Genomic DNA, 12,980 nt, shown 5'->3' with positions numbered 1-12,980 from the left:
AAAAAATGACGCAGAAAATCGAACAGTCTCAACGCCAGGATCGCGTGGCGACCTGGAGCCGTCATGCAGAAAGTGAGCTTTCCGCTTATCAGAGCACCGCAAAAGTAGAATTGCAGGCGCAAAAACCGCGCGACAAAAAGCTGTGCGCTAACCTGGAGGACGCTATTCGTCGTTCAGGTTTACAGGATGGTATGACCATCTCTTTCCACCACGCTTTTCGTGGTGGCGATCTGACGATTAACCTGGTGATGGACGCCATCGCCAATATGGGCTTTAAAAATCTGACGCTGGCCTCCAGCTCTCTGAGCGACTGCCATGCTCCACTGGTTGAGCACATCCGTCAGGGCGTGGTTAGCCGCATTTATACCTCCGGTCTGCGTGGTCCGCTGGCGGAAGAAATCTCACGTGGCCTGTTGGCCGAACCGGTACAAATTCACTCCCACGGTGGCCGTGTGCACCTGGTGCAAAGTGGCGAGCTCAGCATTGATGTGGCGTTCCTCGGCGTGCCGTCCTGCGACCAGTTTGGCAACGCCAACGGTTATACCGGTAAAGCGTGCTGCGGCTCACTGGGCTATGCCCGCGTAGATGCCGAAAACGCGAAACAGGTTGTCCTGCTGACTGAACAGCTGCTGACCTATCCGCATAACCCGGCCAGCATTACGCAGGACCAGGTAGATCTGATCGTGCAGATCGATCAGGTCGGCGATGCGGACAAAATTGGTGCCGATGCGACCCGCATGACCACCAACCCGCGTGAACTGTTAATCGCCCGTAGCGCGGCTGAGGTCATTGCAAATTCCGGCTACTTCAACGAAGGCTTCTCACTGCAGACAGGAACCGGCGGCGCTTCTCTGGCCGTTACGCGTTTCCTGGAAGACAAAATGCGCAGCCGCGATATCCGTGCCGACTTCGCGCTGGGCGGCATTACCGCTACCATCGTTGACCTGCACGAAAAAGGTCTGATTCGCAAACTGCTGGACGTTCAGAGCTTTGACCGTAATGCCGCAGAATCGCTGGCCCGCAATCCAAACCACATTGAGATCAGTGCCAACCAGTATGCCAACTGGGGCTCAAAAGGCGCATCCGTCGATCGTCTGGACGTCGTGGTGCTCAGCGCGCTGGAAGTTGATACCAGCTTCAACGTTAACGTACTGACCGGTTCTGACGGCGTACTGCGCGGCGCATCCGGTGGTCACTGCGATACCGCGGTTGCCGCTGCGCTGTCTATCATCGTCGCGCCGCTGGTTCGCGGACGCATCCCGACCCTGGTTGATAACGTGCTGACCTGCGTAACCCCAGGCTCCAGTGTTGACATTCTGGTCACCGACCACGGTATCGCCGTCAACCCTGCACGTCCGGAACTGGCAGAACGTCTGAAAGAAGCCGGTATGAAAGTGGTGTCCATTGAATGGCTGCGCGAACGTGCACAGCAGCTCACCGGTCAGCCACGCGCTATCGAATTCACTGACCGCGTGATTGCCGTTGTGCGTTACCGCGATGGTTCAGTGATTGACGTTGTGCATCAGGTGAAGGAATAAACCATGCACCTGCTCCCTGAATACGCCACCCAACACGCGGTTTCCATTCCGGAGCTGCTCGCCAGCCGCGATGAGAGACAAGCAAGGCAACAGGAGTGGCTGACACGCCACTCTGCGCCGCTGGTCTCGTTTACCGTCGTCGCACCGGGACCGATTAAAGACAGCGAATTAACCCGTCGTATCTTTAATCACGGCGTAACCGCCTTGCTCGCGTTGGCGGAACAATCCACCTGGATTGTCAGGGAGCAAACAGCGCTGGTTTCTGCCAGCGGTCCAGAAGGTCTTTTGTCTATTGAGGCTCCGGCCCACGACCTCAAGCTCGCCACCATTGAACTTGAGCATTCACACCCGCTGGGACGGCTATGGGACATCGATGTCCTGACCCCTGAAGGGGTAATTCTGTCCCGGCGTCATTTCGCACTCCCTGCCCGCCGCTGTCTGCTGTGCGAGCAAAGTGCTGCCGACTGTGCGCGGGGTAAAACCCACGCGCTTTCCGACTTACTCACTCAGATGGAGGCACTGCTGCATGATGCCGATTCCCGCAACATCAACCAATAACGCAGTCCTCCCTCTGGATCTGCCTGATGCTTACGCAGCGCTTGCGTGGCGCGCCATGTTGACTGAAGTCAACCTGTCGCCCAAACCCGGTCTGGTAGATCGTATTAACAACGGCGCGCATAAAGATATGGCGCTGGAAGATTTTCATCGCAGTGCTGAAGCGATTCAGTCATGGCTACCACGTTTTATTGAATATGGGGCGTTTAGCGCACAGCTGTCGCCTGAAGATGTATTGAAAGGACTGCGCCCGCTGGGCATGGCCTGCGAAGCCGATATGTTCCGCGCCACCGCCGGGGTGAACACCCATAAAGGGAGCATCTTTTCACTCGGACTGCTGTGTGCCGCCATTGGCCGCCTGCACCAGCTCCAACTCACTGTTACCGCTGAAACCATTTGCTCTACGGCAGCAACATTTTGCCGTGGCCTGACCGAGCGCGAACTGCGCCAGAACAATCAACAACTCACGGCTGGCCAACGTCTTTATCAGCAATTGGGATTAACCGGCGCACGGGGCGAAGCCGAAGCGGGATATCCGCTAGTCATCCAGCATGCCCTGCCGCACTACCGCGCACTGCTGACTCAGGGCCGCGACCCTGAACTGGCGTTACTCGACACATTATTGCTGCTGATGTCTATCAACGGCGACACCAACGTGGCTTCACGTGGCGGCGCAGAAGGTCTGCGTTGGCTACAGCAGCAGGCCACCGCCCTGATGCAGCAAGGGGGGATTCGTACCCCTGCCGATCTCGAATATCTACACCAGTTCGACCAACAGTGCATTGAACGCAACCTCAGTCCCGGAGGTTGCGCCGATCTGCTGATCGTCACCTGGTTCTTAGCTCAGATTTCACAAGTTCATCATTATCACAATTAAAGATCCTTTCCGGAGAATCACACACATGTCTTTAGCAAAAGATAAAATATGGAAGTTATTGGCCCCCCTGGTCGTCATGGGTGTCATGTTTCTTATCCCCGTCCCTGATGGAATGCCTCCACAGGCCTGGCACTACTTTGCCGTGTTTGTGGCGATGATCGTCGGTATGATCCTGGAGCCAATTCCGGCAACAGCGATCAGCTTTATCGCCGTAACGATCTGCGTTATCGGCAGCAACTATCTGCTGTTTGATGCTTCAGAACTGGCCGACCCGGCGTTTAAAGCGGGTAAGCAAGCGCTGAAATGGGGTCTGGCTGGCTTCTCCAGCACCACCGTGTGGTTGGTGTTTGGTGCGTTTATCTTCGCACTGGGTTATGAAGTCACCGGTCTGGGTCGTCGTATCGCGCTATTCCTGGTGAAATTCATGGGTAAACGTACCCTGACGCTGGGCTATGCGATTGTTATCATCGACATTCTGCTGGCACCGTTTACTCCATCCAACACCGCGCGTACCGGTGGCACCGTATTCCCGGTTATCAAAAACCTGCCGCCGCTGTTTAAATCATTCCCGAACGATCCTTCCGCGCGCCGTATCGGTGGATATTTGATGTGGATGATGGTCATCAGTACCAGCCTGAGCTCCTCGATGTTCGTGACCGGCGCTGCGCCAAACGTACTGGGACTGGAATTCGTCAACAAAATTGCCGGTATTCAAATCAGCTGGTTGCAGTGGTTCCTCAGCTTCCTGCCGGTCGGTATTATTTTGCTGATCGTTGCTCCGTGGCTGTCATACGTTCTGTACAAACCAGAAGTTACTCACAGTGCTGAAGTTGCCGCTTGGGCCGGTGATGAACTGAAAGGCATGGGTAAACTGAGCCGTAAAGAGATAACTCTGATTGGTCTGGTACTGCTCAGCCTGGGCCTGTGGGTCTTCGGTGGTAAACTAATTGATGCAACCGCAGTGGGTTTGCTGGCCGTTTCCCTGATGCTGGCGCTGCACGTTGTACCGTGGAAAGACATTACTCGTTATAACAGCGCATGGAACACTCTGGTTAACCTCGCCACGCTGGTCGTTATGGCGAATGGTTTAACCCGTTCAGGCTTCATCGACTGGTTCGCCAACACTATGAGCACGCATCTGGAAGGCTTCTCGCCTAACGCGACCGTGATCGTTCTGGTGCTGGTGTTCTACTTTGCTCACTACCTGTTCGCCAGCCTTTCCGCTCACACCGCCACCATGCTGCCGGTTATTCTGGCCGTCGGTAAAGGTATCCCGGGCGTGCCGATGGAACACCTGTGTATCCTGCTGGTACTGTCCATCGGTATCATGGGCTGTCTGACTCCATATGCAACAGGCCCAGGCGTTATCATCTACGGCTGTGGTTATGTGAAGTCCAAAGACTACTGGCGTCTGGGTGCTATCTTCGGCGTTATCTACATCGCTATGCTTCTGCTGGTCGGTTGGCCGATTCTGGCAATGTGGAGCTAATCATTCCTGTTCACGCCTGATGAAAATGATGCCAGTCAGCTAAACCTGACTGGCATTTTTTATGATTAAATAGATGATATTCAGAATTTATATAAGTGTCCGAAATCATCATGACATCAACATGGCGTTATTCTTCGTTGCTGGCAGCACTCCTGCTGCCAGTTTCTGCAGCTCAGGCCGATGAACTTCAGGCAAAACAGTACGCTGATTTTGACAGCTACGTACTGGCTCTCTCCTGGCAAACCGGATTTTGTCAGAGCCAACACGAGCGTAATCGTCAGGAGCCTGACGAATGTCGTTTGCAAAAAGAGAGCGCAGACAAAGCGGATTTCCTGACCGTTCACGGTTTATGGCCCAGCCTGCCTAAATCCATTGCCGCCCGTGGAGTAGACAATCGCCGTTGGATGCGTTTTGGCTGCGCGACTCGCCCTATTCCCAACCTGCCTGAAGCCCGCGCCAGCCGTAAATGCGCGGCCCCCGAAACCGGGCTGTCGCTGGAAAGCGCGGCAAAACTCAGCGCCGTAATGCCCGGCGCTGGAGGGAGATCCTGTCTGGAACGTTACGAGTATGCCAAACATGGCGCGTGTTTCGGTTTTGATCCCGACGCGTACTTCGGCACGATGGTACGGCTGAATAATGAGGTTAAGAACAGCGAGGTGGGCAAATTCCTGGCGGAAAACTACGGCAAAACCGTCAACCGTAACGCATTTGACGCCGCCGTTGCCAAAAGCTGGGGCAAAGAGAACGTCAAAGCTGTGAAGCTAAGCTGCCACGGCAATCCAGCGTATCTCACTGAGATCCAGTTATCCCTGAAAGCCGACAACATCAACCAGACGTTATCTGCCCAGTCATTCTTACCGCAACCGCATCCGGGTAACTGCGGTAAACAGTTTATTATCGACAAAGTGGGATACTGAAACTCGTGACCGACGCTGCAAGCTGGCGTCGGTTCGTAAGCTTAGCGTTTTGCACGGGCATCCGGGCGAACTAAATCAAAACGGTGTGTTTCACTGATCGAATAATACGCCGTTGGCCCACCTGCACGCAGTACCGGCTTCGCTTTCGCCGTCTGATAGATGCCGTCTTCCAGGAGCGTTTCATCTATGTGAATGCCTACCACTTCCCCCAACACCAGCCAGGTTTCAACCGGTGAGCCATCAGCGGTAGTCAGTTGCAGGCTTTGCGATAAGCGGCACTCAAAATTGACCGGGCTTTGCGCCACGCGCGGCACGTTGACTATCCGGCTATCTGCCTTGCTAAGCCCGGCGGCAAAAAACTCGTCCTCACCGTGCGGCAAGCTGGCTGACGTTTCGTTCATCGCTGTGGCCAGCTCAAGAGTCGTCAGGTTCCAGACAAATTCGCCAGTTTCGATAATATTCTGCACGCTATCTTTCCAGCCGCTGCTGGCGAAACCGATAATCGGCGGATGATAGTTAAAACAGTTAAAGAAACTGTATGGTGCCAGATTGTGCCGACCGTTGCCGTCACGCGACGCAATCCAGCCAATCGGGCGCGGTCCAATGATGGCATTTAGCGGATCATGCGGTAAGCCGTGTCCCTGTGACGGTTGATAGAAATACATAGCGTTCCCTGTTGAAGTTAACGTCAGCGCAGCACAAATTATGCTTCGCTCATCCCCCTGGAAAAAGAAGATCAGCGTAGAACAATCTGCCAACGATTACGACTGAATAAAGTTGAGCAGGTCACCGTTGATCTGTTGCTTATGGGTGGTGCAAATGCCATGCGAGCCGCCGACATATACCTTCAACTGCGAGTCCGGCAGTATTTCCGCCGCGACCTTTCCGCAGGTTTCAAACGGGACAATCTGATCGTCATCACCGTGGATCACCAGCGTCGGGATGGTCATCTTTTTGAGGTCTTCACGCAGATCTGTTTCCGAAAACGCGTGTATACAGTCGTACAACGCTTTGATGGAACCTTGTAAGCCTTGTTCAACAAAACTTTCCCTGACGGCTTTCGACTCTTTTGCGCCCGGACGGTTGTAGCCATAGAATGCAGCGGTCAGTTCATAGAAAAAGGCGGCGCGATCGTTCACAACCCCCTCACGGATGCCATCGAATACCTCTTTCGGCACGCCATTTGGGTTAAAGTCAGTCTTGATCATGATGGGCGTCACCGCGCCAATTAACACCGCTTTTGCCACCCGCTGCGTCCCATGCCGGCCAATATAACGAGCCACTTCCCCACCGCCGGTAGAGTGTCCGACATGTACGGCATCTTTAAGATTGAGATGCGCGGTAAGTTCAGCCAGGTCGTCAGCATACTGATCCATATGATGTCCATCCCAGGGTTGGGCCGAACGCCCATGTCCGCGCCTGTCATGGGCGATCACACGAAATCCTTTCGATCCAAGGAACAGCATCTGATCTTCAAACGCGTCTGCCGTCAGCGGCCAACCGTGACTAAACACAATAGGTTGTCCACTTCCCCAGTCTTTAAAATGCAAATAGCTGCCGTCTTTCAAGGTAAGTTTGTCGTACTGGCTCATGAGATCTCCTGTCGCGAAACACTGAGTTGTTTGACGCGCCCGCAGCGAGCGCTTAAAAAGCATAATGCAAATTGGAGAACGATCACGTTTTTCGGCTAAAATCACACCATATGCGACAATATTGATGATTTACCTGAATGTGAACTAAATCACTTCAAACATGGGGTAAGTCTCAGTATCATCATAAAAGCTAAACCCTTGCCGCCTGACGGTGAGGGTTTTCTTTTGGGATTATTTACCTGCGCACCCGCAGTATCGACGACATGGAGTAATAAATGTCCAGACCAACTATCATCATTAACGACCTCGATGCGGAACGCATTGACCGCCTGTTGGAGCAACCTGCGTTTGCTGGTTTACCGATTGCCGACGCCCTGAACGCCGAGCTGGATCGTGCCCAAATGTGTTCTCCAGAAACCATGCCGCACGACGTCGTGACCATGAACAGCCGCGTGAAATTCCGCAATCTGAGTGATGGCGAAGTCCGTGTGCGTACCCTGGTGTATCCGGCCACTATGACTGACAGCAACACACAGCTTTCGGTAATGGCACCTGTCGGCGCTGCACTTCTGGGGCTACGCGTGGGTGATACCATTCATTGGGAACTGCCAGGCGGGACCTCAACGCACCTCGAAGTTATCGAGCTTGAGTATCAGCCTGAAGCTGCAGGCGACTACCTGCGCTAACTCTGTCTTATCAAAGCCACTCGCTTTATCTTACAGGGGATGCATCCGCATCCTCTTTCCGGTTAGATCTCCCTGCTCCTCGCTTTCTTTCCTGTTCGCAAAACATAAATCTGTGTCGTGACTGACAGAATCATTTTTAATACTATGCTGTTATGTGTTCATGTAATGACAAGGAGAATGTTTATGTACAACACAATCATAATGCCTGTTGATGTATTCGAAATGGAACTGAGCGACAAGGCTATTCGCCATGCAGAATTTCTGGCCCAGGATAAAGGGGTTATTCATCTGCTGCATGTGCTGCCAGGCTCAGCGAGCTTAAGCCTGCATCGCTTTGCGGCCGATGTCCGTCGTTTTGAAGAGCATTTGCAACACGAAGCGGAAACCCGTCTGCAAACGATGGTCGGTCACTTCAGCATCGATCCTTCACGTATTAAACAACACGTCCGCTTTGGCAGCGTCCGTGACGTGGTCAACGAGTTGGGTGAAGAGTTGAATGCGGATGTCGTTGTCATTGGGTCGCGTAACCCATCAATCAGCACCCATCTGCTCGGCTCTAACGCTTCCAGCGTTGTTCGACACGCGACTTTGCCAGTGCTGGTTGTTCGTTAACAGCCACTGATTTGCTAAAGAAAACCCCTGCCAGGTTAACGCCTGACAGGGGTTTTTATAGTGCAGGTGAGTCTTACTTTTTTTATGCTACTGTCGTGCGAATCAGATAATCAAACGAACTTAACGAGGCCTTCGCGCCTTCACCTGTCGCGATGATAATCTGCTTATACGGTACGGTGGTGCAGTCACCGGCAGCGAAAACGCCTTTCACGCTGGTTTCGCACTTGGCATCGATGATGATTTCACCCATACGGTTACGTTCAACGGCACCTTCCAGCCAGTTGGTGTTCGGTAGCAGCCCAATCTGAACAAAAATACCGGCCAGTTCCACATTGTGAACATCGCCGCTCACACGGTCACGATACTCCAGGCCAGTAACTTTGCTGCCATCGCCTTTCACTTCTGTCGTTTGCGCATTCAGAATGATGTCGACGTTTTTCAGACTGCGAAGCTTATTCTGCAGCACCTGGTCGGCCTTCATTTCAGGAGCAAACTCCAGCAGCGTCACATGTTCAACAATACCTGCCAGGTCGATAGCCGCTTCAACGCCGGAGTTACCGCCGCCAATCACCGCAACACGCTTGCCTTTAAACAGCGGGCCATCACAGTGAGGGCAGTAGGTTACGCCTTTGGTGCGATACTGATCTTCACCCGGAACGTTCATGTTGCGCCATTTCGCGCCGGTGGCGATGATAATGCTACGTGCTTTCAGCACCGCGCCGGAGGCCGTTTCAATCTGATGCAAACCGCCTTCCTGCGCTGCTGGAATGAGTTTGCTCGCGCTCTGGCTGTCAATCACATCGACATCATAATCATCAACGTGTGCTTTCAGCGCGCCTGCCAGTTTCTGACCTTCAGTTTTCGGTACTGAGATATAGTTTTCAATATCAACAGTATCAAGGACCTGACCGCCAAAACGTTCGCCCATCAGACCGGTGCGAATTCCTTTACGTGCAGAGTACACCGCTGCCGCCGCACCTGCAGGACCAGAACCGACAATCAATACGTCATAAGCATCGCGCTTATTCAGCTCTTCAGCCGCACGTTTTTCTGCGCCAGTATCCACTTTCGCCACGATCTCAGTCAGCGTCATACGCCCCTGACCGAACTCTTTGCCGTTCATAAATACCGCCGGAACGCCCATCACGTTACGATCGGTGATTTCGTTCTGGAAAGTACCGCCGTCAATCGCCGTATGTTTGATACGTGGGTTCAGCACCGCCATCAGGTTCAGCGCCTGCACCACGTCCGGGCAGTTATGGCAGGAAAGTGAATAATAGGTTTCAAATTCAAAATCACCCTCGAGATCGCGGATCTGCTCCAGCAACGTCTGCGCCTCTTTTGACGGATGGCCACCGGTCCACAACAGCGCCAGCACCAGAGAGGTAAACTCATGGCCCAGCGGAGAACCCGCAAAGCGCGGCCCCTGATGAGAGCCAGGATTGGTAATCAGGAACGATGGCTTACGCACCGCCAGAGTATTGTCTTCTTTGAAGGTGACTTTTTCTGACAGTTCAGCAATTTCAGTCAGCAGTTCCTTGATTTCTGCCGATTTAGCGCTGTCGTCCAGCGTCGCAATCAGCTCAACAGGTTTGGTCAGTTTCTCAAGGTAAGCCCTGAGCTGGGTTTTCATATTTGTGTCGAGCATTCTTCTTCCCTCTCTGAAAACATCATCATGCAAGCCGATTTTGCGGGACTGCATTAATGCAACTTGCGTCATGGTGCTGGAATGAAACAGGCGCAAATTTGCGCCTGTGGAATGCCGGATGCACTACGTTTATCCGGCCTACAAACTACGCGACTTAGATTTTACCAACCAGGTCCAGAGATGGCGCTAAGGTTGCTTCACCTTCTTTCCATTTCGCCGGGCAAACTTCACCTGGGTGGGAAGCGACGTACTGTGCGGCTTTGATTTTACGCAGCAGGTCAGACGCATCACGGCCGATACCTTCAGCAGTAACTTCGATTGCCTGGATGATACCCTGCGGGTCAACAACGAAGGTTGCGCGGTCAGCCAGACCTTCATCTTCACGCATGTTGTCGAAGTTACGGGTCAGGGCGCCAGTCGGGTCGCCGATCATCGCGTATTTGATTTTTGCGATGGTTTCAGAGCTGCTGTGCCATGCTTTGTGGGTGAAGTGGGTGTCGGTAGAAACGGAATACACATCTACGCCCAGTTTCTGCAGTTCTTCGTAATGGTCTGCAACGTCACCCAGTTCGGTCGGGCATACGAAAGTAAAGTCAGCCGGGTAGAAGAAGAAGACGCTCCAGCGACCTTCGGTATCTTTCTCGGTTACTTCGATGAACTCACCGTTTTTGAACGCCTGGTTTTTGAAAGGTTTAATTTTGGTATTAATCAAAGACATCTGTACTTCCTCCGTGTTTTCGTTGAGAGATAAGTTAACGAAAATCTCTTCGCAGGGCTAATGCGTTTCCTTTATCAAATCAATAAGCGTTAACTAACAACTCACTCAAACTCATGTTGTGAACCTAAAGATAAAAGTAAAAAAGGCCCCCTTTGCAGGGAGCCTCATTACCCGAGCTACCCGCAGGTAACGTCAGTGCCAGCAGAGCTGGCTATGTGTTGCGCTCTACATTACCTTAACAAAGGTCGTAACAGCGATGGGGATTACATCACCCAACTAAAGAAAGGGCAATCGACAGACCGTCGATCTTACCTATGGCTGTGATAGGTTTTGCAATTAAGCCCACTTTCCTGCTGATTTTATAAGGAAAATCAATGTTTAAACGCACCTTACTCTTAACTCTTCTCCCCGCTATCGTGCACGCAGAGGAACTCCCTGCCCCTGTTAAAGCCATTGAGAAACAGGGAATTACCATCCTGAAGCCCTTCGACGCACCGGGTGGAATGAAAGGCTATCTGGGAAAATACCAGGACATGGGGGTCACTATCTATGTCACGCCTGACGGTAAACATGCCATCTCCGGCTACATGTATAATGAAAAAGGCGAAAACCTCAGTAATGCGCTCATAGAAAAAGAGATCTATGCCCCTGCCGGACGTGAGATGTGGCAGCGAATGGAAAAAGCGTCGTGGATTCTGGACGGGAAAAAAGAGGCCCCGGTCATCGTTTACGTGTTTGCCGATCCCTTCTGTCCTTATTGCAAACAGTTCTGGCAGCAGGCGCGCCCATGGGTAGATTCCGGTAAAGTTCAGTTGCGTACGCTGCTGGTTGGCGTGATCAAGCCTGAAAGCCCAGCAACTGCTGCTGCGATCCTGGCATCCAAAGATCCGGCCAAAACCTGGCATGACTATGAAGCATCCGGCGGGAAAATGAAGCTGGAAATCCCGGCTTCAGTCCATCCAGAACAGATGAAGGTACTGAATATCAACCAAAAAATCATGGATGATTTAGGTGCTAATGTGACGCCCGCGATCTACTACATGAGCAAAGACGATACGTTACAACAGGAAGTGGGATTACCCGATAAGGAAAAATTAAATATTATCATGGGGAATAAATAAAGGTAACAAAATGAGTGATTGTTATGGTTCTCATTTCAATCACTCTTTTAAATATATTTTTATCTTAACTATCAAGCAATCTGTGTTATTTTAGTTTAAGTTAATCATTCATTAAGCTATAAACATAAATTCTAAGAATGATTAGAATTTAAATTATTCAATAATTGAATTACCCAATACATTACCATCACAGGAAGGTATGCATGGCTAACCTCTATGACCTCAAAAAATTCGATCTTAACCTGTTGGTAATTTTTGAATGTATTTATCAACATTTGAGCATCAGTAAAGCTGCGGCAACACTGTATATCACCCCTTCAGCCGTCAGCCAGTCATTACAGCGACTGCGTACACAGTTTAACGATCCCCTGTTTATTCGCTCAGGCAAAGGCATTACGCCTACGGTCACAGGGGTAAATCTTCATCTTCACCTTGAAAAAAATCTCAACAATCTGGAACAAACCATCAATATCATGCACGGTTCCAGCCTGAAAAATAAATTCGTCATCTACAGCCCACAAATTACAACCACGCTGGGCGTAACGGAATTAATAAATTTATTAAGAAAAAACTCCGATGTCGAAATCGAACACCACGATATATTAATGTCGACAGAAACCGCAGAAAATATTCTGGCGTACCGCAAGGCTGATCTGATCATCTCGACAGTACCTGTGCACAACCGCTCTATCGTATGTACCCTGTTTAAAACAGTTGAAAGTGTATTAGTATGCAGCAGCAATCATCCCAGAATGGTTGAACACAGTACGCTTGAAGACATCATGCGCGAGCAGTTTACATTGCTTATCACGACTCAACCAAGCATCCAGGAACAACAGTCAGCAGCTAATAATCTCTTTCTCAATCGTAAAATAGGTTTTAGTAGTGATTCGTTGACTTCTATTACCAATATTATTGCCAGCACAGATATTATTGGTCTCATTCCCAAAATAATATATGAGCAAAACGCCGCAGCGCTTAACCTGAAAGAAATCAGTGTTGATTTCAAATTACCGTCAGTTAAGCTATTTCTAATGTATAATCGCTCCTCACTTAATAACAAATCATTTGCTGAGTACATTAAAACAATCACCCCATAAGTTCTGTAAATAACAACACAATAATATATATTTCTTATAAATTAGACGACAATATTTAAACCATGAATATGTTTAAGTATTGCATCCTTGTGAAATTAGCATATCTTATTGAAAGTATTTACTATAG

General features: G+C 51.0%; 13 protein-coding genes. 9 read left to right on the top strand and 4 right to left on the bottom strand.

Annotation, left to right across the window (positions count from 1 at the left end; all coding sequences use genetic code 11):
- The first annotated feature begins 5 nt into the window (after positions 1-5).
- From citF to rna, 5 genes are all read left to right on the top strand, one after another.
- On the top strand, positions 6-1,538 hold the full coding sequence (gene citF / locus OGX86_RS16530) for a citrate lyase subunit alpha (RefSeq protein ID WP_008784078.1): 1,533 nt from the start codon (positions 6-8) through the stop codon (positions 1,536-1,538).
- A gap of 3 nt (positions 1,539-1,541) precedes the next feature.
- Entirely contained in the window at positions 1,542-2,096 is a 555-nt protein-coding gene (citX, locus tag OGX86_RS16525) for a citrate lyase holo-[acyl-carrier protein] synthase (protein ID WP_168978511.1), read from the top strand.
- Positions 2,065-2,970, top strand: a complete 906-nt coding sequence (gene citG, locus OGX86_RS16520) for a triphosphoribosyl-dephospho-CoA synthase CitG (RefSeq protein WP_286640304.1) — start codon at positions 2,065-2,067, stop codon at positions 2,968-2,970. Before citX ends, citG begins: the two co-directional genes overlap by 32 nt.
- A 25-nt stretch (positions 2,971-2,995) precedes the next feature.
- A complete protein-coding gene (citT, locus tag OGX86_RS16515) occupies positions 2,996-4,459 on the top strand; it encodes a citrate/succinate antiporter CitT (protein ID WP_048226119.1) in 1,464 nt (487 codons plus the stop codon).
- Positions 4,460-4,569: 110 nt separating this feature from the next.
- Positions 4,570-5,376, top strand: coding sequence for a ribonuclease I (rna, locus tag OGX86_RS16510; protein WP_048226459.1), 807 nt, complete (start codon positions 4,570-4,572; stop codon positions 5,374-5,376).
- Between the two features lie 41 nt (positions 5,377-5,417).
- On the opposite strand, the gene OGX86_RS16505 is transcribed toward rna, so the two are convergent.
- Positions 5,418-6,041 carry a flavin reductase family protein gene (locus OGX86_RS16505; protein WP_048214703.1) on the bottom strand — a complete coding sequence of 208 codons (624 nt, stop codon included), beginning with the start codon at positions 6,039-6,041 and terminating at the stop codon, positions 5,418-5,420.
- A 96-nt stretch (positions 6,042-6,137) separates the two neighbouring features.
- On the bottom strand, positions 6,138-6,968 hold the full coding sequence (locus OGX86_RS16500) for an alpha/beta fold hydrolase (protein WP_003831266.1): 831 nt from the start codon (positions 6,966-6,968) through the stop codon (positions 6,138-6,140).
- A 275-nt stretch (positions 6,969-7,243) separates the two neighbouring features.
- Between OGX86_RS16500 and rnk the strand changes: the two genes are divergently transcribed.
- On the top strand, positions 7,244-7,654 hold the full coding sequence (gene rnk / locus OGX86_RS16495) for a nucleoside diphosphate kinase regulator (RefSeq protein ID WP_003831264.1): 411 nt from the start codon (positions 7,244-7,246) through the stop codon (positions 7,652-7,654).
- A gap of 183 nt (positions 7,655-7,837) precedes the next feature.
- Positions 7,838-8,266: a universal stress protein UspG gene (gene uspG, locus OGX86_RS16490; RefSeq protein WP_003022101.1), complete on the top strand. Its 429-nt coding sequence runs from the start codon at positions 7,838-7,840 to the stop codon at positions 8,264-8,266.
- An 82-nt stretch (positions 8,267-8,348) separates the two neighbouring features.
- Here uspG and ahpF read toward each other — a convergent pair whose 3' ends face one another.
- A complete protein-coding gene (ahpF, locus tag OGX86_RS16485) occupies positions 8,349-9,914 on the bottom strand; it encodes an alkyl hydroperoxide reductase subunit F (protein WP_048226121.1) in 1,566 nt (521 codons plus the stop codon).
- A 154-nt stretch (positions 9,915-10,068) separates the two neighbouring features.
- On the bottom strand, positions 10,069-10,632 hold the full coding sequence (ahpC, locus tag OGX86_RS16480; RefSeq protein WP_002894394.1) for an alkyl hydroperoxide reductase subunit C: 564 nt from the start codon (positions 10,630-10,632) through the stop codon (positions 10,069-10,071).
- 374 nt (positions 10,633-11,006) lie between these two features.
- Here ahpC and dsbG point away from each other — a divergent pair, with 374 nt between their 5' ends.
- Both dsbG and citR read left to right on the top strand, forming a co-directional pair.
- A complete protein-coding gene (gene dsbG, locus OGX86_RS16475; RefSeq protein ID WP_048226122.1) occupies positions 11,007-11,753 on the top strand; it encodes a thiol:disulfide interchange protein DsbG in 747 nt (248 codons plus the stop codon).
- A gap of 203 nt (positions 11,754-11,956) precedes the next feature.
- On the top strand, positions 11,957-12,853 hold the full coding sequence (citR, locus tag OGX86_RS16470) for a DNA-binding transcriptional repressor CitR (protein ID WP_136391620.1): 897 nt from the start codon (positions 11,957-11,959) through the stop codon (positions 12,851-12,853).
- Positions 12,854-12,980 lie beyond the last annotated feature (127 nt).

It is taken from the genome of Citrobacter sp. Cpo040 (assembly GCF_030332915.1).
Lineage (GTDB): Bacteria > Pseudomonadota > Gammaproteobacteria > Enterobacterales > Enterobacteriaceae > Citrobacter > Citrobacter portucalensis.
This window is presented reverse-complemented; position numbering and strand designations above follow the sequence as displayed.